This is a genomic window from Dyella sp. (genome assembly GCF_051954575.1).
Taxonomy (GTDB): Bacteria; Pseudomonadota; Gammaproteobacteria; order Xanthomonadales; family Rhodanobacteraceae; genus Dyella_B.
This window is the reverse complement of record NZ_JBQCHP010000056.1, coordinates 1-21,997: the sequence shown is the minus strand read 5'-3', so window position 1 is coordinate 21,997 and position 21,997 is coordinate 1. Positions and strand designations below refer to the sequence as shown.

Below are 21,997 nucleotides of genomic sequence, written 5' to 3'. Positions count from 1 at the left end.
CGGCCGACAAGCAATCCTCTTTGATGGTTGCCTGTCGCGTTACCGCCGCTGGCATGTGTGCATGCTGGCGGCGCTGTTTGTAGGGTGGGGTGCAAACCCTGATAGATCCTCACGGTTTTGCTTTTTTGATGCCCGAAGAATCAGTAGGTTGCGTTCTTTCTAATCGACAAAATTTAGCGTCGTCCATGCCGCGAAAACCCGCAAACAGGTTGTTTAACTCGTGCGCAGCACACAAAACCATTTATGGGGTGTGCTTCGCACGCCATTTTTGACTGGATTCCGGCTTTCGCCGGAATGACGACTCGCTCTGAAACCAGATCGGTGTAGATCTTGGTTTTCCCTCGGAATCACGCTCAAAAACGCGGGATATATCAGGGTGCAAACCCCAACGTTGAGCATCAACAGGCGTGGCAATGTTTGGGTTTGCACCCAACCTACGGGTCATGCATGCAGCTTGCTATCAATTTCCACCAGGCGCTCGACGCCCTTCCTCGCCAGCGGCTCCAGACCTTCGCCGCCTGCGGCCAGATGCGCCGCCATCTGCTTGCGCATGCCGGGCTCCCAGAACCGTTTCAGATGATCGGCCACACCCGTCGCACCCGCGGCCTGATCCGGGTCCGATTCGAAATAACGACTGATGTCGTTGGCCATCGCAACCAGGCGTTCGATGTTCATGCTAAGGGATGCTCCGATCTATTCTGCGTAGGTGTTACCGGCTCTGTCTGTTCGCAGGTCACAGGACCATCGGCGAAGGCAGACTGGCCGTCTGTCGAGGCGATGGACCGAAGAGCTGCGGACGGACAGGGCCGGCCCGTAGGGTGATGTCCAGAAGGCTCGCAGGATGCGCCGCGCGGGGGGGCAAGGAGGGCCGGCTTCCCGGCGCCGCGCCACAAACCCAGCGAGCCTTCTGGACATCATGCCACCTACGCAGAATAGACCGGAGCATCCCTCGCCCCTGCGTGCAGCAAACGCTGCGGATGGGTGTAGACGACGTAGCTGCCCGGCCGCGCAAAACCGACCAGGGTCATATGTGTACTTTCGGCCAGGTGGATCGCCAGGGCGGTTGGCGCGGAAATCGCCGCCATCACGCTGATGCCGGCGCTGGCCGCCTTGGTGATCATTTCATAGCTGGCGCGGCTGGTGACAAGCAAAAAGCCGTGCTGCACATCGATGCGCGCCTTGACCAGCGCGCCGATCAATTTATCGAGCGCGTTGTGCCGGCCGACGTCTTCGCGCACCAGCACGATGGCGCCTTGCATATCCACCCACGCCGCCGCGTGCACGGCGCCGGTGGCGCTGTTCACCGGCTGCACGGCCTGCAGCGTTTCGAGCGCGCGCTCCAGCGCCGCGGCTTCAATGCGTGGACCTTCACCGACCGGTGCAGGATGACGTACCGCGTCTTCCAGCATGCGCGCGCCGCACAATCCGCAACCGCTGCGGCCGGGCAGCAGGCGTTCGCCACCCTTGCCGGCGCGTTGCTCGACCGTATCGGATGCCACGCGCATGGCCAGCTCGACACCTTCCAGGCGTGGATGCACCTCGATCGATTGCAGGTCTTCGGGCTTGGCCACCAGCCCTTCGCTGAGCGAAAAGCCCAGCGCGAAATCCTCCAGGTCCAGCGGCGTCACCATCATCACCGCGAAGGGCACGTCGTTGTAGATCATCGCCACTGGCACTTCTTCGGTGATGGCATCGCTGATACGTTCGTGCTCGCCGTGCCGATAGCGATCGACGCGGCGAGTCACGTAGCCACGGCCATGATCAGGGCTAGGGTAATCAGGAGGGTTCGGCTGCATCCAGCAATGCCTGCTGCGTCTGGGAAAACGCCTCGTAGCGCTTCTGCCATTCGGACGGCTGGTTCACGCGCGTTACCTGCACCGCGGTCACCTTGTACTCGGGGCAGTTGGTGGCCCAGTCCGAATTTTCGGTGGTGATGACGTTGGCGCCGGAGCCCGGGAAATGGAAGGTGGTGTAGACCACGCCCGGCTGCATGCGCTCGGAAATGCGCGCGCGCAAAACGGTCTGGCCGGCGCGGCTTTCGATACCGACCCAATCGCCTTCGGCGAGGCCGCGCTCTTCCGCATCGTGCGGATGAATCTCAAGGCGATCCTCGTCATGCCACGCCACGTTGGGAGTGCGGCGTGTCTGCGCGCCCACGTTGTACTGGCTGAGAATGCGTCCGGTGGTAAGGATCAGCGGATAGTGCGCGTTGACCTTCTCCGAGGTCGGCACGTATTCAGTGAGCATGAAGCGACCCTTGCCGCGCACGAACTCGTCCACATGCATCACCGGCGTGCCTTGCGGATGCTCGTCGTTGCACGGCCACTGGATCGAACCGAGTTGGTCGATCTTCTCGAAGCTCACACCGTGGAAGGTGGGCGTGAGCCGCGCGATCTCATCCATGATCTGGGACGGATGCGTGTAGTTCATCGCATAGCCCATGGCGTTGGCCAGCAGCTGGGTGATCTCCCAGTCCGCATAGCCGCTCTTGGGTTCCATCACCTTGCGCACGCGCGAAATGCGGCGCTCGGCGTTGGTGAAGGTGCCATCCTTTTCCAGGAACGAGCTGCCCGGTAAAAACACGTGCGCGAACTTGGCCGTTTCGTTGAGGAACAGATCCTGCACCACCACGCATTCCATCGCCTCCAGCGCGGCGGTGACGTGTTGGGTGTTCGGATCGGATTGCGCGATGTCTTCGCCTTCGATGTACAGACCCTTGAAGCTGCCGTCGATGGCCGCCTCGAACATGTTGGGAATGCGCAGGCCCGGTTCGTCATGCAGATGCACACCCCACGCCGCCTCGAACGAAGCGCGCACCGTGGCATCGCCTACATGGCGATAACCGGGGAATTCGTGCGGGAACGAACCCATGTCGCACGAACCCTGCACATTGTTCTGCCCGCGCAACGGATTCACACCCACGCCTTCGCGGCCGATATTGCCGGTGGCCATGGCGAGGTTGGCGATGGCCATCACCGCGGTGGAGCCTTGCGAGTGCTCGGTCACGCCCAGGCCGTAGTAAATGGCCGCGTTGCCGCCGGTGGCATACAGGCGAGCCGCGCCACGGATCAGTGCAGCAGGCACGCCGGTTTCGGCTTCCATCGCTTCGGGACTGTGCTTTTCCAGCGCGACGAAGGTGCGCCACTTTTCGAACGCCTCGCGCTCGCAGCGCGCCGCGACGAACGCCTCGTCGACCAAGCCTTCGGTCACGATCACGTAGGCGAGCGCATTGAGCACGGCCACGTTGGTGCCTGGCTTGAGCTTGAGGTGGTAGTCCGCCTTGATGTGCGGCGTGCGCACCAGGTCGATACGACGTGGATCGACCACAATCAGCTTGGCGCCCGCGCGCAGGCGCTGCTTCATCTGCGAGCCGAACACCGGATGCGCATCGGTGGGATTGGCGCCGATCACCAGCACCACGTCGGTGCAGGCGATGGAATCGAAATCCTGCGTGCCGGCCGATTCGCCCAGGGTCGCCTTCAAGCCATAGCCGGTCGGCGAATGGCAGACGCGCGCGCAGGTATCCACGTTGTTGTTGCCGAATCCGGCGCGCACCAGCTTCTGCACCAGATAGGTTTCTTCGTTCGTGCAGCGCGAGGAGGTAATGCCGCCGACGGAAAACTTGCCGTGCGTGGCCTGCAGCCGCTTGAACTCGCTGGCGACGTGCGCAATGGCTTCTTCCCAGCTGACGATGCGCCATGGGTCGGTAATCTTGTGGCGGATCATCGGCGTGTGAATGCGATCGGGATGCGTGGCGTAACCGATCGCAAAACGCCCCTTCACGCAGGAATGCCCATGATTGGCATGGCCATCCTTGTTCGGCACCATGCGCACGATTTCCTCGCCCTTCATTTCCGCGCGGAAGCTGCAACCGACGCCGCAATAGGCGCACGTGGTGACCACGCTATGCTCGGCCTGGCCGCGCTCGATCAGCGTGTTTTCCGACAGCGTGGCCGTGGGGCACGCCTGCACACAGGCGCCGCAGGAGACGCATTCGGAATCGAGGAACACATTGTTCTGGCTGGCCGACACTTTCGAATCGAAGCCACGCCCCTGGATGGTGAGCGCGAACGTGCCCTGCACTTCATCGCAGGCGCGCACGCAGCGCGAGCAGACGATGCATTTGGAGGAATCGAAGGTGAAGTAGGGGTTGGACTCGTCCTTGGGCGAAAAGCGTGGATTGTCGACCCATTGAGAAGTGCGGCCATGGATGGCCGCTTTTTGATCTTCGCGCGCAGAGATGCGCGCATAAACATGGTTGGCGCCGTCATATCCGTAACGCACTTCGCGCAGGCCGACGACACCGGCCATATCCTGCAGCTCGCAGTGCCCGTTGGCTGGACAGGTCAGGCAATCCAGTGGATGGTCGGAGATATACAGCTCCATCACGCCGCGGCGGATTTCCGCCAGTTTCTGCGTCTGCGTGCTGACCTTCATGCCGTCCGTCACCGGCGTGGTGCAGGAGGCCGGATAGCCCTTGCGCCCTTCGATCTCGACCAGGCACAGGCGGCAAGAGCCGAACGCCTCCAGCATGTCGGTAGCGCACAGCTTGGGAATATTGATGCCGGCCTGCGAGGCGGCGCGCATCACCGAGGTGCCTTCCGGCACGCGGATGCTGCGGCCATCGATTTCCAGCGTGACCTGCTTGTCCGTTTTGACGGCGGGCGTACCGCGGTCGATTTCGACGATGGACAGCATGATGCAACTACCTCCTCAGACTTTTCATACTCCCTCCCCTGCTTGCAGGGGAGGGTTGGGGTGGGGTCGGCATTTGCCAGCGGCAAGTGCTCACCCCCTCCTAACCTCCCCCTGCAAGCAGGGGGAGGGACATGTCTTACGAGGCTGCAGACTGCCCTGCACCCTCAAAATCCTCATGAAAATGTTCCAGCGCACTCAACACCGGAAACGGCGCCATGCCACCCAGCGCGCACAGCGAACCGGCGACCATGGTCTGGCACAAGTCACGCAACACCGCTTCGTTGCGCGCCTTCTCCGCCGCATCACCGGCAACGATACGATCGATCACTTCCACGCCACGCGTGGAACCGATACGGCACGGCGTGCACTTGCCGCAGGATTCGATCGCGCAGAATTCCATCGCAAAGCGCGCCTGCGCGGCCATGTCCACCGTGTCGTCGAATACCACCACGCCGCCGTGCCCGACCATGCCGCCGATCGCCGCGAACGCTTCGTAGTCGATCGGCGTATCCAGTTGCGATGCCGGGATATAAGCACCCAGCGGACCGCCCACCTGCACCGCGCGCACCGGGCGCCCACTGGCGGTGCCGCCGCCGTATTGCTCGATCAGTTCGCGCAGCGTCAGGCCGAAGGCGCGTTCCACCAGGCCCGGCCGCTTCACGTTGCCGGCCAGCTGCAACGGCAAGGTGCCGCGCGATTTGCCCATACCATAGTCGCGATAAAACGCCGCGCCACGATCCAGAATGACCGGCACCGTCGCCAGCGTGATCACGTTGTTGATCACCGTGGGTTTGCCGAACAAGCCCTGGATGGCCGGCAGCGGCGGCTTGAACCGCACTTGCCCGCGCTTGCCTTCCAGGCTTTCCAGCAGCGAGGTTTCCTCACCGCAGATATACGCGCCCGCGGCCATGCGCACTTCCAGGTGGAAGGCCTTGCCGCTGCCGCAGACGTTGTCGCCGAGATAGCCGCGCGCCGTGGCCGCTTCGATCGCCGCTTCCAGTGCGCGCTGCGCATGCGGATATTCGATGCGCAAATAGATATAGCCGCGCGTGGCGCCTACGGCCAGGCCGGCGATGGTCATGCCTTCGATCAGCACGAACGGATCGCCTTCCATGATCATGCGATCGGAGAACGTGCCCGAATCGCCTTCGTCCGCATTGCAGACGATGTATTTCTGATCGGCCGCGGCATCCATGCAGGTTTTCCACTTGATGCCGGCCGGAAACGCCGCGCCGCCACGGCCGCGCAAACCCGAATCGGTGACCGCCTGCACGATGGCGGACGGCTCCATCTTCAATGCCGCGGCGAGGCCGCGATAGCCGTCGTGCGCAAGATAGTCATCCAGGTTGCGCGGATCGACAACGCCCACGCGCGCAAAGGTCAGGCGCTGCTGGCTTTTCAGCCAGGGGATCTCGTCGGTCAATCCAAGATTGAGTACATCCACGCCGCCATGCAGAAAGTCGGCGTCGAACAGGCCCATGACATCGGTGGGCTGCACCGGGCCGTAGGCGACGCGGCCGGCCGGCGTTTCCACTTCCACCATCGGCTCCAGCCAGTACACGCCACGCGAACCGTTGCGCACGATGCGTACGTCGAGGTTGCGGCACGCCGCTTCGGCCTCGATCGCCTTGGCGACGGCATCCGCACCCAGCGAAAGCGCACTGGCGTCGCGCGGCACGTAAACGGTGATGCTCATTTCGCCTCCGACAGCAGCCATGCGTCGAAGCCTTCCGGCGTGACGCGGCCTTTCAATTCATCATCGACCATCATGGCCGGCGAGCACGCGCAATTGCCCAGGCAATAGACGGGCTCCAGGGTCCAGGCGCCGTCCGTGGTGGTTTCGTGAAAATCCACGCCCAGCCGTTGCTTTATATGTTGCTCCAATTTCGCCGCACCCATCGCCTGGCACGACTCCGCGCGGCATAGATAGATGGTGCGCTTGCCGGCGGGATGGCTGCGGAAGAAATGGTAGAACGTGACGACGCCGTGCACGTCCGCGCGCGACAGGTTCATCTCGCGCGCGATCAAAGGGATGGCCTCCTCGGGCACGTAGCCCAAGGCCGCCTGCACGCCATGCAGAACAGGCAGCAATGCACCGGGTTGATCCTTCAGCCGGGTAGTGACGTCGAGCACGGCAGCGCGAGTCTGGTCATCGATCGGCGGCAGCGACGCGACGTTTTTGGCGGGTTTCATAGCGAGTAAGTCCTCACCAGATGGTTGCTCCCTCCCCTGCTTGGCAGGGGAGGGCTGGGGTGGGGTTGCACGAGCTTGCGGCACGATCTGGATTTATCGCAAGGTTGCTTCACCCCACCCCAACCCTCCCCTACTGCACGTAGGGGAGGGAGCAGATTGCGCATGGCTTAGTGTCAGGGCCAATCCGAAGTCCTCAAAACAGCGCGGCAGCCTTGCTAAGCGCAATCCACACACCAATCAAGAACGGCACGCCCACCAGCGCCCAGGCGATCACGCCCACGATGCCAAACCCGCCGCGCGCCGCCTGATCGGCATTGGCCACCACGTGCGGTGCTTCATGCTGCAGCGAGCGCTCGCGTGCAAGTTCCTCGTCGGTCATATGGTGCGCTTCCTTGACCGGCCTGACCATTAAATTGGCGATAAGGCCAACCAGCAGCAAACCGGCAAGGATATAGAGCGTACGGTCGTATACCAGGTTCTTCGCGACACCGGCGTTCAATTGCGCTTCGCGAATCGCGGCGATCAGGAACGGCCCGGCCACGCCCGCCACCGACCACGCCGTCAGCAGCCTGCCATGAATGGCGCCCACCATTTGTGTACCGAAAATGTCCGCCAGGTAAGCCGGCACGGTGGAGAAGCCGCCACCGTACATCGACATGATCACGCACACGGCGATCACGAATACGCCTGCCAACCCCATATGCCCCAACGTCGGCAGGCTGCAATACAGCACGATGCCGAGCAGGAAGAACACCACATAAGTGTTCTTGCGGCCCATGAAGTCCGACGCCGATGCCCAGAAAATACGGCCCAGGCTATTGAACAGGCTGATCAGCCCCACCAGGCCCGCTGCCGCAGCGGCAATCTGCGCCTTCTGCACGGTGGTGAGCGCAGTGCTCGCATCCAGGCCCAGCAGGCGTCCGCCGAACACGTCCTGGAACATCGGGCTGGCCATGGCCAATACGCCGATGCCCGCCGTCACGTTCATGCACAGCACGATCCACAGCATCCAGAACTGCGGCGTTTTCCACGCGACATTCAAATGCACATGCTTGGTGGTGATCAAACTATTGGTGGCCGCCGGCGCCGTCCAGCCGGCCGGTTTCCAGCCGCTGGGCGGCACGCGGAAACCGAACGCACCCGCCGACATGGCAATGAAATAGATCACGCCCAGCACCATCAGGGTGCTCGCCACGCCCGGCACGTCGCCATGCGTGAAGCGCGCCATCAAGGCCACCGCGATCGGCGCACCGATCATGGCGCCGCCGCCGAAACCCATGATCGCGAAACCCGTCGCCAATCCGCGGCGATCCGGGAACCACTTGATAAGCGTCGACACCGGCGCGATGTAACCCAACCCCAGCCCGACACCACCGAGCACACCGCAGCCAAGAAACACCAGCCACAACTGATGCATCGACACGCCAAGGCCGCCGAGCACCAGCCCGCCGCCCCAGCACAGCGCAGAAATGAAACCTGCCTTGCGCGGCCCGGCATGCTCCAGCCAGCCGCCCCAGATCGCCGCGGAAATACCCAGCATGGCGATAAAGGTTTCGAAAATATGCGTTACCTCAGGCACCGTCCAATTGCACGATCCTGCAAACAGCTGCGCAAAGAACCCGATGTTCCCGCAACTGGCAGCACCCGGCACCAGCTTGCTCATCGGCAGCCAGAACACCGAAAAACCGTACGCCATGCCGATACATAGATGGATGGCCAAGGCCGCGGGCGGTACCAGCCAGCGATTGAAACGCGGCCCCGCGATCGTGCGTTCCCTCGCCAACCAACCCGACGCCGTTCCACTCGACGCCGCCCCTGCAGCTTCAGACCCCACCGTCATGTTCCACTCCCCTGTTGACTTGGCACTAGCAAACCCATCGCATCGGCGACGCCGCCGACTCTAGCGCAAAAGCATGCAATCGATGATTACAGTTTTGGAATTTTGCCGCGGAGCGACATGGCCACCCTGCGACGCAGTGGGGTATGTCACAGATTGGCGGCGGAAGGTTGCGTCTTGGTGGAGGATGGCACTGGCGCCCTCTTTGACGTATTACGCGACACGTAATGCCATTACCGGCATGGCGATCCAGTCATTCAACTGCAAACATACCCAGGCGTTGTTTGAAGGCGCACATCCGCGCAAATTTCGTGCGTTCGAAGTTGTTTGAAGGCGCACATCCGCGCAAATTTCGTGCGTTCGAAGATGCCGCCATTCGCAAACTTACGCAATTGGATGCTGCGTTGACGCTGGACTTCCTGCGTTCCCCGCCCGGCAATATGCTCGAAGCGCTCAAGGGGGACCGCAAAGGCCAGTACAGCATTCGCATCAACGGTCAATTTCGCGTGTGTTTCGTATGGACAAAGGCCGGCCCAGCCCATGTCGAAATCGTGGACTACCATTGAATTAGGAATTGCCACCATGACCAAACCCACTAACCGCATGCGTCCCGTACACCCCGGTGAAATCCTGCGAGAAGACTTCCTCGCGCCCCTCGACATGAGCGTCAACGCCCTTGCCATGGCCCTGGGCGTACCCGCCACACGCATCCATGAAATCGTTAAAGAGCGTCGGGCCATTACTGCCGATACCGCTGAGCGGCTCGCCCGCTATTTTGGCGGCGACGCTGCCAGTTGGCTGGCCATGCAGGCAGCTTACGATCTAAAGACCCTCCCCACCCACGGCGATATCATGCGGCGCGTTATTCCTCGCGCATCACTTGGATAGTTGCGCCCGTTTGCCGCGTGGATGTGGCCATCAAATAACGATTTGATAATCCAAGCATTCACCGTGGCCGTGACGGCTTGCCGGTGAAAGCACCTTATAGCAGTCAGGGCAGTTACGAGGAATCTGGTCACCTTCGTCGTGAAACCACCAGTAATAAGTGGGTAGCAGTCTCGTCAGCGACAATGCAGCGGCGATGCCGCTACGGTTGACCTGTCCATTAGGGTCCAGTAGCTGAAATTTGGCCCATGACTCGTACTCGCCGGAATCAAGCCACAGATCGTAAAGGGCCCTGAACTGGCGATGCCAAGCGACGACTAGATCGACTTGATCTTTTGTCAGGCCCAGGCGTTGAGGATCGATGATCCCTTTGCACTGAAAGCAGTGGATTGGGTTGTCGGCGAGGGCGTGAACCAAAAGCAGCCGCTGTAGCTCACCGCATCCACAGAAGTCGTAGTCGACGAATGGCCTAAGTTTGTCGAAGTGATTCATTGCCGGCTAACGACTGGAGCTACGCGGAACACAGTATGCGTGCGCTTAAGCGATCCGGCAAAAAGCGCCATCACGATCAGTCGCTCTGATCGACTTCACAGACCCATTTCATTGTTTTGGAACTTTGCCGCGGAGCGACATGACCACCCTGCGGCGCAGCGGGGTATGTCACAGATTGGCGGCGGAAGGTTGCATGCACCGCAAAAAATATCTAAGGCTTGCTGCGGGACGCCAACGCCAGAACGACACCTGCAACCATCAGCAGCACAGCCGGCAGCCGCCACCATGGACTTTCGCCAAGCTGCCGCACATGGGTAGCGAACCCTCCAACGATGGCGCCAATCAAGGTAACGACGCCCACTGCGCGTATAGCCGCAGGGAAGCGAGCGGTACCGGGCGCAAGCAACAGCAGAACCCCGATAAAGGCACGCAAGACAACGCTGGTTGGCCAAAGAGGCGGCGTCTGCAGCCAGATGGCCAATGCTCTGAACTGGTGAGGCGCCATGACGCCCGCCAAACCCTCGGCGAAGAATACGATACCGAAAACCAAGATCAGAAAGCGCGGTGTTCGCATGGTCTGGATCTCACACCTGGATCAAGCCGGGGACGCGAGCCTTTGCTCCGCTTATTGGGCTTGGTCGACATTTCTATCGACAAACACCGTTCCAGCACCTTGCTTTTCGTAAGTAAGGTTAACCGTGCGCCCAATAGCCCGTGTCCGATGCACCGTACCGGCCGGCACCACCACATACTGCCACTGCGTCAATTCCACCGTACCACTGTCCGCAATATCGATCTGCAGCTTTCCTTCCACCACCAGGAAAAGCTCATCCGAATCCGGATGAAAGTGCCATCGATACTCGCCCTCGAAAACGGACATTCGCATGCAATCGTTGTTGACGTTCGATAGCACGTCGTTTCGGTAGGGCTCATTTACGGTGCGTTGATGGGCGCATACATCGACGACCGTCAAGCTGCCGTAGAGAGCCTCTTGTGCTGAATATTCTTCTGCGGAGGGGAAGCGAGAGTTCATTTGCATTTCCGATAGCAACCAAACTTGTTCTGCCAAACCTATGACGCTTATCGTAAACAACCAGTGCAACGCGATGCACCATGGATGAGATGCTTAACAGGTGCGTCTTCCGCGCTTTCGCTTAAACGAACGGTTAGGCCAGCGTCTGCCTAGGCCAGCTCCACGCATACCAAATGGTGAGGCCACCCATTGCAATCTCAACGACGCCCAAGACGATGTAGAACGACCAAGCCCCCGGCATGGTGAGGAGCATAACAACTATATAGAACGCGCCAAGAACGATATTGAGCCAACGATTTACTTTTGGCGGCAACACCAGCGAAAGAAAAACCATGACGCCGGGAACCGCCAGTAGAACCGACGTAATTACCAGAGCGCCCTGACTCACAGGCCCGATTGGCCCTTGGCCCGCCAACATTCCTTTCAACTGACCAGGCACATAGAGCCCGAAATAGTCGCCGTAGATGTAGCAGAACATCAATGACGCCCACAGCGCAGACAGCTTCAGCTTTACATGGACCTTCAGATCGTCGAGAACTGCCGAGCTCATTGGCTTCTCCTGATCGAGATGATTTGTTGTGAGGACGAACGCTGCAGTTCAGAGCCACTGCTCTCTCAAGTGCTCACGGATGAATTTTCTCGTGCCGTGCCAGCATAAGCACAAACTGCGATATCCGCCTGGACCGCGTTTCGACGTTCTTGGCAGTTTGGATTCTATACAGAACAGCGTATCGATTCCGGCTATCGAGCGTTTCGAAGAAGACTTTAGCCCGGGCATTGCCATCCAGCGCGGATTGAAAATCGCTTGGTACAACCGCCTTGCTGGATGAGTCGTACGCAGCGCTTTGTCCCGGGATCGATCCGACCCAGTTTTTAAGCGGCCTGCGCGGCCTCAACGTGTGATCGAGCGGGCCGCTTACTCCGCGCAGTCCGCTTGAGCACATAGTTAAGTGGCAGACTCGAAGAACTTACGAATCCGGGCCGGATCAGCGTGGTCTATTGCGTGCTGCTCAAGCACGCGTTGAAGCAACGGTGAGCCGGCTGCGAGCCATTGTTCAACCAAATGATCGAATGCTCGCGTGAGCTTGAGTTCAGGCGCCAAGCGTCGGATGTAAGCATCGGCGATTGTTTGGTAGTCGACGTTTCGCTCGTTCGCGATCTGGTGAATAACACGAATTCTTATTGCGCGGACGGACTGGGACGTGTCGCTTCGGTACCCGCTGCGGATATCAGCAAGAATGTGGAGCACATCGTCGATTTTTTGGCTCATAGATGTTGCCCTCCCGAATCGCCTAACGTTAGAGTTAAGCGGCGTAGCCGGTCGCTTGAATGAGATGTTAGGTGCCTGCGATGAGTTGAGCAACGCTTTGTCAAAGAACAGAATTTGGCAAAAACGTAGGGCCTCCGAACTGACCAGACTTGAGACCTGGGTGCTCATGCTAGATAGAGTTGGCGATATCGAGTAACCCGACCATGGCTGCGACGAACAAACGACGCGGCTGTTTAAACTCGTACATTACCCCCAAAAAAACCGAAATTGATTCGCACGTTTCAGTCTGACTAGATATTTCGAGAGTGCGAGTTCTACCGCAAGGGCGCCCCCTCAGCCCTCTCCCCGAAGGGGAGAGGGACTACTTATCGCCAGATTAGGGGATGTCGTCCGAATCAGACGATGCTTCGGCGTGTAGCTGATTCGCTGCCGGCACAGTGATCGCTTTGACACCCGCTGCATGCAAATGCGAATTCAGCGACGGCAGATCCGAACCACGCATCGACTTCCACTGCGCCATCGCCTTATCCAGATTCGCCTTGTACTCCGCAAACGCCTGACGCTGCCCATCGGTCGGCGCACGATCGGCGCCCTCCACATCGGATGCAATGGCGGTGAGGGCGTCGTTCATGGCTTCGAGATTGGTGGCCATTTCGCTGTCGCCGGAAACCAGGGCGTCGGTTTTCTTGCGGAAGGCTTCGATGTCGTCATGTTGGGATTTGTAGCTGGCGTCGTTGCCGAGCTTCTTTTCGGCTTCGTCGAGTTGGTTGCGTACGGCGTCCACCTCGCCGTGGGTTTGCCAGACTTGTTGCAGCGCCGTGCCGACTTCGCGTGAAAAGGCGAGGCCGTCGGCCAATGCGGTTTGATCGATGGTTACGCGCGGATCGGGCACGACGTTCAACGGTGCACGATAGGACTTGCCATCGACCGTGAGCACGACCTGGTATTTGCCGGGCAGCGCGAGCGGGCCTTCCGGGGTGAGCGGTGTGTCGGAATCCCAGGTGGCGGCGATGCTGTAGCCGTAGAGCAAGGCGTCGGGGCGTGGATAGCGCAGGTTCCAAACGAAGCGGTGTGCGCCGGCGCTGGTGCCGAGGGTTTGCGGCGAACCTAGCCAGCCTTTCTGGAAGTAACGTTCGGCGGGCAGGTGTTCGGGTTTGTCGGCGCTGGAGAAATGGCGGACCTGTTTGCCGTCGCTGTCGAGGATATCCAGCGTGACAGTCTTTGCTGTACCTGCCAATTGATAATCGATGACCGCGCCGGCCGGCGGATTTTTGCCGAGCGGTTCGTCGGGCGGCAGTGGCGTGTCCTTGTTTTCGTTGGCGCGCACGCGTACGGCATCGGCCGGTGTGTAGAGAACGGTCTTGCGCGCGTTGTCGGCCTGGCGCAGGGGCGTGATGTCGTCGAGGATCCAGATCGCCCTGCCCTGCGTGCCGGCCACCAGGTCGTTGCCGTGGACAGTCAAGTCGCGCACCCATGCAGTGGGCAGGTTGCGTTGCAGGGATTGCCAATGCGCGCCATCGTCGAACGAGACGTAGACACCGCGATCGGTGCCGGCAAACAGCAAGCCTTCGCGTTTGGTGTCGGCGCGCACCACGCTGACGAAATCATCGCTGGGCAGGCCGGCGGAAATATCCGTCCAGGTGTTGCCGTAGTCATGCGTGCGCCACACGTGCGGGCGGAAATCGTCCTGGCGATGATTGTCGACCGCCGCGTATGCGGTGCCTTGCTGAGTAGTGGAAAGGTCGAGCGAGCTGACGATGCCCCAGTTCGGCAGATCCTTCGGGGTAATGTTCTGCCAGTTCTTGCCGCCGTCACGGGTGAGCTGGATGGAGCCGTCGTCGGTGCCGATCCAGATTTCGTCGTTATTGAAGGGCGAAGGCGCGATGCTGTAGATCACGCCATAGCCGCAATCGCGCGCCTGCTGTGCAGTGGGGTTGCCGTTGCAGCCTTCGGTGGCACCTTGCTTCTTCGCGCTGAGATCGGGACTGATCACATCCCAATGCTGGCCCTGGTCGGTACTGCGGAACAGCACCTGCGCGCCGAGATAAAGCGCATACGGCGCTTTGGCTGAAAACGCGATCGGCGTGATCCAGGTGTAGTGGTATTTGAAATCGGTGGGACGTTGACCGTAGCTGCTGACCGGCCACGCGGTAACGTTCTGCACGACGCCGGTGCGGCGATCCCAGCGCGACACGCGCCCGCCGAGACCGGAACCGAACACGATATTGGGATCGTCCGGATACGGCAGATCGTAATCGCGCTCGTCGCCGCCGACCGGACGCCAGTCGCGATAGGAAATGGAGCCGTAGTCGCTGCGACTGGCGATGCCGACGGTGCCGGAATCCTGTTGACCGGAATAGATCCAGTACGGGAACTGATTGTCGGTAGCGAGATGATAGAACTGGCCGGTCGGCTGGTTGTACCAGCTGCTCCAGCTCTTGCCGCCATTGACGGTAACGACCGCACCCTGGTCGCTCGCCGCAATCATGCGCTGCGAATCGCGCGGATCGATCCACAGGAAGTGGTAATCGTCGCCGCCCGGTGCGCCCTTGAAAATCTCCCAATGCTTGCCGCCGTCATCGGAACGGCGGATCGATTGGCCAGCGGAATAGATGCGATCGCGGTTGTGCGGGTCTACCGTGATGCGGCTGAAGTAATCGTTCGGCAACCAGGATTCGTGGCTTACCGCCTGCCACGTCGCGCCACCGTCATCGGAACGGTACAAACCGCTGTCCTTGCGCGGATCGGCCGAATGCACCACGGCATACACGCGATTGCCGCTGGCAGTGGTGATGCCGATGCGCGCCAGCGTACCGGTCGGCCAGCCGTTGCCGCCGATGCGTTTCCAGGTCACGCCACCATCGGTGGATTTGTACAGGCCGCTGCCCGCGCCCGCGTTCGGCTGGAAATACGACAGCCATGGATAATTGCGTACTTGCCATGCGGCGGCATACACAATGTTCGGATTGGATGGATCGGCGGCCATGTCCACCACGCCGGTGTCGGCATCGACGAACAAGGTCTGCTTCCAGGTTTTGCCGCCGTCGGTGGAACGATAGACGCCACGTTCCTTGTTCGGGCCGAAGTAGTGGCCGAGCACGCCGACCAGCAGCGTGTTCGCGTCATGCGGATCGACGATGATGCGGCCAATGTGCTTGCTCTCGGTAAGGCCGATGTGTTGCCAGGTCTTGCCGGCATCGTCGGAGCGGTACATGCCGTTGCCGGCGGCCACGTCGTAACGCGCGGCGACCTGGCCGGAGCCTGCATAGATCACGTTGGGACTGGATGGTGCGATAGTGATCGCGCCGATCGATGCGGCCGGCATGTTGTCGAAGGTCGGTTGCCAGGTGCGGCCGGCATCGGTGGTTTTCCACACGCCACCGCCGGCGGTGCCGATGTAGAACGTATCGGGCTTGGCGGGATCGCCTGCCGCCATGGTGGCCCAGCCGCCGCGGAAAGGACCTACTTCGCGCCATTGCAGCGCGCTGCTTGCGGCGTTTTGAACGGAGGGCGTGTCCGTCGCCTGCAGCGGTGTTGCGCTGGCGAGCAGCAATGCGGCGGTGAAAGCCGAGAGGCGAAGCGCAGAGCGTGACGACATGTTGAACCCTCGTTTGAAAACAAAAAAATGCGACGCGATCGCTCCCATTTTTCGACCGTAGGTTGGGGTGCAAACCCCAACCATGTCGCTCCCCATGCAACGCATGTTGGGGTTTGCACCCCAACCTACGTGCTCAGTAACTCACTGCAAATCCCGTGTACCACGTCCGACCCACCGCCGGCTCCAGTCCATTCTGCCAAACCCGATCGAAGTAGCGCCGATCACCAAGGTTGCTCACGCCCGCCAGCAGGCGCAGCGATGGATTCAACTGCCAATCCGACGCCACGTCCACCACCGTATAAGCCGGAATGCGCGCCGGCATATAGGTTAAGCCGCTGCCGTAGGCCTGATTGGAATCCTGCCAATACTGCGCGGCGGAAGAAACCGCGGTCAGGCTCAGCTTGACGCGCTCGTTGCGCCAGGTGATGCCGGTTTTCAACAGGTAATCCGGCGAGAACGCCGGCGTCTTGCCGATTTGACCGGCGATGCGGCTGGCGGTGAAGCGCGCATTGAGCAGGCTGGCGTTGACGAACGCTTCGAGATGCTCACCTTGTGTGGCGTAGTCGGTCAGCGCAAAGAAATCGTAATCGAACTGGGCTTCCAGGCCGCGGCTGCGCGTATCGCCCGTATTTACGTAAACGGTATCGATCGCGTTGATGTACTGCGTTTCCAGGCGGTTGCGGAAGTTGATCCAGAACACGCTCACGTCGTAATACAAACCGGCAACCGGTGCGCCATGCACGCCCGCTTCCCACGACACGGATTTGGAAAGTTGCGCCGCATGCCCTTGCATGAGATTGCTGAAAGGCGGCGCAATATCGAAGAAACGCAACGGGCGCCAGCCTTGCGACACGTTGAAATAGGTTTCGTTGCCGTGGCCGAAATCGTTGCCGAGCCCTAGGCCGAACAGCGGCATATGGCGCGTGTCCGCTTCATGGATCAACGGACGCGAAAGAAACGGCGGGCGCGTCGTTTCGTCGACGGCGACACGTTCGCGCTCCAGTCGCACGGAGGGCACGATATGGATACGGTGCGGCAGTCGGAATACGTTTTCCGCGAACACCGACGCGTATTGCGTACTGCGGCGCTGGTTGAGTATCTGCTTGCCGGCGCGATCATCGCGCGCCACGGTCAAGTCGGGGCTGCTCCACTGGCGGAATGGATCGCTGCCATGGAACAACACGGCACCGATCGTGAATGCATTGCCCTGTCCCCAGTTCTTGCGCAAGCGTACGTCGGTGCCGTAGGTGCGGAAAGCTTCGTCCTGCAACGTGGTACTGGCCGGTGGCAATTGGTCCGGCAATTGCGCCTTGGCTGCGCGGCTGACCAGGTCCTGATAGGTAAACCACAGCTTGGCTTCCAGCGACCAGCGATGGCCGAAGTCGTGCGTATGGCCGAGCACGAGCTGATCGCGATTGGCCCAATCGTGGTTGTACGGCGTGGTGACGGTGCGCGGATCGCGTTGCCACAGCGTGTAGCTCAGGCGTCCCGGATCGCCGGACACCGCGCTGATGGCGTGAAAATCCAGCCACCATTGCTGATGCTCGTCCGGCTTGTAGGCAAGGTACAGATCGGCCTGGCGGTTCTGCGAACCGTCGTTGCCACGCGTGCCGTCGCTATGCACGTAGCCGGCGTCGGCGCGAAACGCCCAGGCACCCTGGTTGCGCTCGATCACGTTGTAATTGGAAAACAAGCCGCGCTGGCCAACCACGTTTTCGGTGCTGACCGTGAGCGGAGTGCCCAGCGCGGGACGCTTGGATACCAGGTTGATCACCGGCGCGGGTTCCGGTCCATACAGCAGACTGGAACCGCCGCGGATAAGCTGCACCTGCGACAGGCTTTGCGTCAGCGGAAACGCGTACAGCGTGGGGAAGCCGATCCAGTCGCCTTCCATCGGGATGCCGTCCTGCATCACCAGCACGTATTCCGCTTCCTGCGGATTGCCGATGCCGCGGTAGCTGAGGTTGAACTGCGTAGGCGTGGGCTGCTCGGATACCAGCACGCCCGGCGTGCGCGCCAGCGTCTGGTTGAGGTTGTTGCCGATCACCGTGGGCTGGTTTTCCAGGTGCGTCACCGTGGTTTTCTTGGTCACGGTGATCTTGGGGCCATCCACTTCCGGCATCTGGTACTGGAGCTTGGCCTTGAGATATTTGCGCCAGTCTTCGCCGTGCACGTTGACCGTCGGCAGATTGGTGGCCTTGTGGCTGCCAGGGCCCTGGTCGTCTTCTTGCGCCGATACGGAAAGAGAAACCAGCGAAAGCAACAAGGCAAGCGGCAACGCGGCGCGGCGCAAGGGCGACATGCGACATCCAGTCAGCGACGGGGACAGCCGCCTCTTATCGCGCATGTGGGTGAGCTTGGCTATATGCCATCGGTTTACCCTTCGGGTTCGGCCGCTGGAGAGTTACATTGCGTGCAGCCACTTCCCCACCCCGGGGGGCGTAGTTATCCACCATGTTCGTAAGGCCGGGTCATGCCTGGTCGTCTTCCGGCGAACGCCGGAATCCAGTTCGATATGCCGTCCGCAGGACACAAAATCGCTTTTGAGTGCTTCGCACGCATATTTAAACTGGATTCCGGCGTTCGCCGGAATGACGGTGAGCAAGATCGAGCAGTTCGAACATGGTGGGGATGCCTACCTAGCCCGGGGAGAAGGGAAACAAAAACCTCCTCCGCAAGAGATACCGCCCCGTGTACCTGCGTCGCCTTGCTCTGCTCTCACTTGGACTGTCCACGGCATTCGCTGCCCATGCCACCGTCGATGCCTCCCTCTTCCAGGACCTGCACTGGCGCCTGATCGGTCCCTTCCGTGGCGGCCGCGTGCTGGCGGTCAGCGGCATTCCCGGCGATGACCGGCACTTCTATTTCGGCGCCGTCGATGGCGGCGTGTGGAAGACCAACGACGCCGGCCGCACCTGGCAGCCTATCTTCGACGACCAGCACGTCGGTTCGATCGGTGCGCTGGCGATTGCGCCCTCGCGACCGGATACGATCTACGTCGGCAGCGGCGAAGCGGACATGCGTTCGGACATCGCGCACGGCAACGGCATGTACAAATCCACCGATGGCGGCGCGCACTGGAGTCATATCGGCCTGGACGACAGCCGCCAGATCGGGCGCATCCTGATCGATCCGCGCAATCCGGACGTGGTGTACGTCGCCGCGCTCGGCCATGCCTATGGCCCGAATGCGGAACGCGGCGTGTTCCGCTCCACCGACGGCGGCCAGCATTGGGAAAAAGTGCTGTTCAAGGACAACGACACCGGCGCGATCGACATGGCCTTCAAGCCGGGCGATCCCAACACGATCTACGCCGCGCTATGGCAGACGCGCCGTCCGCCGTGGAGCGTGTACCCGCCTTCGAACGGGCCCGGCAGCGGTTTGTATGTATCGCATGATGGCGGCTCGCACTGGACGCAGGTGCAAGGCAACGGCTTTGCCGCGCATCCCGGACGCATCGGCGTGGCCACCGCGCCGAGCGAACCGAACCGCGTCTACGCATTGGTGGATGCCGCCGATGGCGAAGGCGGCCTTTACCGTTCCGACGATGGCGGCGCGCATTGGAAACACATCACCGACGACCAGCGCATCTGGCAGCGCGGCTGGTATTTCAATCGCCTTACGGTCGATCCCAAAAATGCGGATCGCATCTATGTGATGAACACCATCGTGCTGCGCTCGGATGACGGCGGTAAAACTTTTATCGCGTTGAAGGGCGATCCCACTGGCGACGATTTCCACGAGCTGTGGATCGACCCCACCAATTCGAACCGGCAGATTCTGGGCGTGGACCAGGGCACGCTGATCACGCTCAACGGTGGTGTCACCTGGAGCAGTTGGTACAACCAGCCGACGGCGCAGATCTACCACGTCGCCACCGACAACCGTTTTCCGTATTGGGTATATGGCGCGCAGCAGGATTCCGGCGCGGTGGCGCTGCCCAGCCGCGGCGGCAGCAATGACGGCATCACCATGCAGCAGTTCCACGAGATCACGCCCGGCGGCGAAAGCGACATGATCGCGCCCGATCCGGACGATCACGACGTCGTCTACGGCGGTCGCGTGGACAAGCTCGATATGCGTACCGAACAGGTGCGCAGCATCGATCCCACGCTGGCCTACCCCAACGCGCATTACCGCGCCGCGTGGACGCTGCCGCTGGCATTTTCCAAGCGCGACCACAAGGTGCTGTATTTCTCCAACCAGCGCCTGTTCCGCACTGCCGATGGCGGTGAGCACTGGACACCGATCAGCCCCGACCTCACCCGTGCGGATGCGGGCGTGCCAGCCAACCTCGACGCCACTACCGCCGCGGACGATAACCATGTCGACAAGGCGCGCGGCGTGATCTACACCATCGCGCCTTCGCCGCTCGATGCGAAGTCTTTGTGGGTGGGTACGGACGATGGCCTGGTGTGGCGCACGAACGACGAAGGCGCGCACTGGAGCAACGTCACGCCGACTGCGTTGACGCCATGGTCGAAAGTCGGCGGCATCGAGCCTTCGCATTTCAGTGCGGATGTGGCGTATCTGGCGATCGATCGCCATCGCCTCGACGACGACGCGCCGTACATCTATCGCACCAGCGATGGCGGCAAGAACTGGACGCGCATCGACAACGGCATTCCCGCCGACAGTTTCGTCAACGTAGTGCGCGAAGATCCGGTACGCAAAGGCCTGCTCTACGCCGGCACCGAAAAAGGCATGTACGTGTCGTTCGACGACGGCGCGCATTGGCAGGCGCTGCAGCAGAATCTGCCATCGACCTCCGTGCGCGATATCGACGTGCACCAGGATGACCTGGTGATCGCCACGCACGGCCGCGGTTTCTGGATCATGGACAACGTGACAGCGCTGCGCCAGGTGGACGATACCAGCAGCAAGAACGTAACCCTGTTCAAGCCCGCGGATGCCTATCGCGTACGCCGCCCGCTGTTCACCGGCACGCCGATGCCCAAGGACGAACCGTTGGCGGCCAATCCGCCGGAAGGCGCGATGATCGACTACGCGCTGCCCGTACATGTGAAAGGCCCGGTCACGCTCACCATTTACGACGCGAAGCACAACACCGTGCACAGCTTCAGCAGCGACGACAAGCCGCCGATGCTCGATCCGGTCAAGCTCGAATATGCGCAGGAATGGGTGCACATTCCCACTCCTCTGCTCACCACGCCCGGCATGCATCGCTTCGTATGGAACCTGCATTACGCCGCAAAAGGCGAAGCGCCATCACGCCGACGCGCGAAAGACGGCGTGTGGGCACCACCCGGCCATTACACGGTGGAGTTGAGCGTCGACGGACGCACTTACAAGCAGCCGCTGGTGGTGAAGCCCGATCCGCGCGTAACCGTATCGGTGGCCGCCATGCAGCGCGAGTTCGAGCTGGCCGGCAAAGTGGAAACCGCTTCTGCGCAGGCTTCCAAGGCTGGCGCCGAAGCCAAGCAGTTGCTGCAGGCCTTGGATGATCGCCAGGCGCATGCCAGCAGCGCCCTGCACGATCAGATCGGTGCATTGATTGCGCAGGTTTCCGATGTGTCCGGCATGCCCCTGCACGCCGATCCACGCAACACGATCGGCGCACCGCCGCGTCGCACGGATAGCTTGCGCGCCTTGTCGGAGAACCTCGCCAAGCTGCTGAGCGCGGTGGACGATGCCGATGCCGATCCGAGTCCGGATGCGCAGGCTTCGTACGCCACGTTGACGCAGACGCTCGCCAGCACGCTCGATGAGTGGCAGAAGTTGAAGCAGCACGATGTGGCTGCGCTCAATGACAAGCTGAAGGCCGCCGGGCAGAAGGCGGTTACGCTGAAATAGCCGCGGGATGTATTCGTAGGTTGGCGATGACACCCAGGCGTGCGGAGGAATTGGGTTAAGGCAACACTGAATAAGTATCGCCGTCGTCATGATGCCTGGAAGGCTCGCAGGGTGTGGCGCGTGGCGCCGGGAAGACTGGCCGTCTTGCCAAGCCGCGCGGCGCAGCCTGCGGGCCTT

At 61.2% G+C, this 21,997-nt stretch carries 17 protein-coding genes; 3 read left to right on the top strand and 14 right to left on the bottom strand.

Annotated elements, in window-relative coordinates:
- Positions 1-441: 441 nt before the first annotated feature.
- The 6 genes from ACTHNE_RS07930 to ACTHNE_RS07905 form a co-directional block, all read right to left on the bottom strand.
- On the bottom strand, positions 442-675 hold the full coding sequence (locus ACTHNE_RS07930; RefSeq protein ID WP_324943644.1) for a formate dehydrogenase subunit delta: 234 nt from the start codon (positions 673-675) through the stop codon (positions 442-444).
- A 248-nt stretch (positions 676-923) separates the two neighbouring features.
- The gene (gene fdhD / locus ACTHNE_RS07925; RefSeq protein ID WP_414649752.1) at positions 924-1,796 is read right to left on the bottom strand and encodes a formate dehydrogenase accessory sulfurtransferase FdhD; all 873 of its coding nucleotides are present in this window, start codon (positions 1,794-1,796) and stop codon (positions 924-926) included.
- Positions 1,777-4,698 carry a formate dehydrogenase subunit alpha gene (fdhF, locus tag ACTHNE_RS07920; RefSeq protein ID WP_440268958.1) on the bottom strand — a complete coding sequence of 974 codons (2,922 nt, stop codon included), beginning with the start codon at positions 4,696-4,698 and terminating at the stop codon, positions 1,777-1,779. Before fdhF ends, fdhD begins: the two co-directional genes overlap by 20 nt.
- Before the next feature lie 136 nt (positions 4,699-4,834).
- Positions 4,835-6,394, bottom strand: coding sequence for a formate dehydrogenase beta subunit (locus tag ACTHNE_RS07915; protein WP_440268957.1), 1,560 nt, complete (start codon positions 6,392-6,394; stop codon positions 4,835-4,837).
- The gene (locus tag ACTHNE_RS07910; protein WP_324938733.1) at positions 6,391-6,891 is read right to left on the bottom strand and encodes a formate dehydrogenase subunit gamma; all 501 of its coding nucleotides are present in this window, start codon (positions 6,889-6,891) and stop codon (positions 6,391-6,393) included. Before ACTHNE_RS07910 ends, ACTHNE_RS07915 begins: the two co-directional genes overlap by 4 nt.
- A gap of 193 nt (positions 6,892-7,084) precedes the next feature.
- Positions 7,085-8,731, bottom strand: a complete 1,647-nt coding sequence (locus ACTHNE_RS07905; protein ID WP_440268956.1) for an OFA family MFS transporter — start codon at positions 8,729-8,731, stop codon at positions 7,085-7,087.
- A 308-nt stretch (positions 8,732-9,039) separates the two neighbouring features.
- Between ACTHNE_RS07905 and ACTHNE_RS07900 the strand changes: the two genes are divergently transcribed.
- Together ACTHNE_RS07900 and ACTHNE_RS07895 are read left to right on the top strand one after the other, a co-directional pair.
- Positions 9,040-9,294, top strand: coding sequence for a type II toxin-antitoxin system RelE/ParE family toxin (locus tag ACTHNE_RS07900; RefSeq protein ID WP_414649742.1), 255 nt, complete (start codon positions 9,040-9,042; stop codon positions 9,292-9,294).
- A 16-nt stretch (positions 9,295-9,310) separates the two neighbouring features.
- Complete coding sequence (locus tag ACTHNE_RS07895; RefSeq protein ID WP_324942771.1) at positions 9,311-9,616, top strand: HigA family addiction module antitoxin; 306 nt, start codon at positions 9,311-9,313, stop codon at positions 9,614-9,616.
- Between the two features lie 30 nt (positions 9,617-9,646).
- Here the strand turns inward: ACTHNE_RS07895 and ACTHNE_RS07890 are convergent, their stop codons facing one another.
- From ACTHNE_RS07890 to ACTHNE_RS07855, 8 genes are all read right to left on the bottom strand, one after another.
- Positions 9,647-10,105 carry a DUF2310 family Zn-ribbon-containing protein gene (locus ACTHNE_RS07890; RefSeq protein ID WP_324942768.1) on the bottom strand — a complete coding sequence of 153 codons (459 nt, stop codon included), beginning with the start codon at positions 10,103-10,105 and terminating at the stop codon, positions 9,647-9,649.
- 211 nt (positions 10,106-10,316) lie between these two features.
- Complete coding sequence (locus ACTHNE_RS07885; protein WP_324942765.1) at positions 10,317-10,679, bottom strand: hypothetical protein; 363 nt, start codon at positions 10,677-10,679, stop codon at positions 10,317-10,319.
- Positions 10,680-10,730: 51 nt separating this feature from the next.
- Positions 10,731-11,138, bottom strand: a complete 408-nt coding sequence (locus ACTHNE_RS07880) for a cupin domain-containing protein (protein WP_440268955.1) — start codon at positions 11,136-11,138, stop codon at positions 10,731-10,733.
- A gap of 133 nt (positions 11,139-11,271) precedes the next feature.
- Positions 11,272-11,688, bottom strand: a complete 417-nt coding sequence (locus tag ACTHNE_RS07875) for a DUF6326 family protein (RefSeq protein WP_440268954.1) — start codon at positions 11,686-11,688, stop codon at positions 11,272-11,274.
- Between the two features lie 73 nt (positions 11,689-11,761).
- On the bottom strand, positions 11,762-12,082 hold the full coding sequence (locus ACTHNE_RS07870) for a YdeI/OmpD-associated family protein (protein ID WP_440268953.1): 321 nt from the start codon (positions 12,080-12,082) through the stop codon (positions 11,762-11,764).
- A 2-nt stretch (positions 12,083-12,084) separates the two neighbouring features.
- Positions 12,085-12,408, bottom strand: coding sequence for a hypothetical protein (locus ACTHNE_RS07865; protein ID WP_440268952.1), 324 nt, complete (start codon positions 12,406-12,408; stop codon positions 12,085-12,087).
- A gap of 376 nt (positions 12,409-12,784) precedes the next feature.
- The gene (locus ACTHNE_RS07860; protein WP_440268951.1) at positions 12,785-16,006 is read right to left on the bottom strand and encodes a VPS10 domain-containing protein; all 3,222 of its coding nucleotides are present in this window, start codon (positions 16,004-16,006) and stop codon (positions 12,785-12,787) included.
- A 133-nt stretch (positions 16,007-16,139) separates the two neighbouring features.
- Complete coding sequence (locus ACTHNE_RS07855) at positions 16,140-18,308, bottom strand: TonB-dependent receptor family protein (RefSeq protein ID WP_324941076.1); 2,169 nt, start codon at positions 18,306-18,308, stop codon at positions 16,140-16,142.
- Between the two features lie 389 nt (positions 18,309-18,697).
- On the opposite strand from ACTHNE_RS07855, the gene ACTHNE_RS07850 reads away from it, so the two are divergent.
- The gene (locus ACTHNE_RS07850; RefSeq protein WP_324941073.1) at positions 18,698-21,820 is read left to right on the top strand and encodes a WD40/YVTN/BNR-like repeat-containing protein; all 3,123 of its coding nucleotides are present in this window, start codon (positions 18,698-18,700) and stop codon (positions 21,818-21,820) included.
- The last annotated feature ends 177 nt before the right edge of the window (positions 21,821-21,997 follow it).

What these genes read in the sequence shown, in the direction of transcription:
- ACTHNE_RS07930 (WP_324943644.1), bottom strand. Translation starts at nt 675, where the DNA reads ATGAACATCGAACGCCTGGTTGCGATGGCCAACGACATCAGTCGTTAT.
- fdhD (WP_414649752.1), bottom strand. Translation starts at nt 1,796, where the DNA reads ATGCAGCCGAACCCTCCTGATTACCCTAGCCCTGATCATGGCCGTGGC.
- fdhF (WP_440268958.1), bottom strand. Translation starts at nt 4,698, where the DNA reads ATGCTGTCCATCGTCGAAATCGACCGCGGTACGCCCGCCGTCAAAACG.
- ACTHNE_RS07915 (WP_440268957.1), bottom strand. Translation starts at nt 6,394, where the DNA reads ATGAGCATCACCGTTTACGTGCCGCGCGACGCCAGTGCGCTTTCGCTG.
- ACTHNE_RS07910 (WP_324938733.1), bottom strand. Translation starts at nt 6,891, where the DNA reads ATGAAACCCGCCAAAAACGTCGCGTCGCTGCCGCCGATCGATGACCAG.
- ACTHNE_RS07905 (WP_440268956.1), bottom strand. Translation starts at nt 8,731, where the DNA reads ATGACGGTGGGGTCTGAAGCTGCAGGGGCGGCGTCGAGTGGAACGGCG.
- ACTHNE_RS07895 (WP_324942771.1), top strand. Translation starts at nt 9,311, where the DNA reads ATGACCAAACCCACTAACCGCATGCGTCCCGTACACCCCGGTGAAATC.
- ACTHNE_RS07890 (WP_324942768.1), bottom strand. Translation starts at nt 10,105, where the DNA reads ATGAATCACTTCGACAAACTTAGGCCATTCGTCGACTACGACTTCTGT.
- ACTHNE_RS07885 (WP_324942765.1), bottom strand. Translation starts at nt 10,679, where the DNA reads ATGCGAACACCGCGCTTTCTGATCTTGGTTTTCGGTATCGTATTCTTC.
- ACTHNE_RS07880 (WP_440268955.1), bottom strand. Translation starts at nt 11,138, where the DNA reads ATGAACTCTCGCTTCCCCTCCGCAGAAGAATATTCAGCACAAGAGGCT.
- ACTHNE_RS07875 (WP_440268954.1), bottom strand. Translation starts at nt 11,688, where the DNA reads ATGAGCTCGGCAGTTCTCGACGATCTGAAGGTCCATGTAAAGCTGAAG.
- ACTHNE_RS07870 (WP_440268953.1), bottom strand. Translation starts at nt 12,082, where the DNA reads ATGTGCTCAAGCGGACTGCGCGGAGTAAGCGGCCCGCTCGATCACACG.
- ACTHNE_RS07865 (WP_440268952.1), bottom strand. Translation starts at nt 12,408, where the DNA reads ATGAGCCAAAAAATCGACGATGTGCTCCACATTCTTGCTGATATCCGC.
- ACTHNE_RS07860 (WP_440268951.1), bottom strand. Translation starts at nt 16,006, where the DNA reads ATGTCGTCACGCTCTGCGCTTCGCCTCTCGGCTTTCACCGCCGCATTG.
- ACTHNE_RS07855 (WP_324941076.1), bottom strand. Translation starts at nt 18,308, where the DNA reads ATGTCGCCCTTGCGCCGCGCCGCGTTGCCGCTTGCCTTGTTGCTTTCG.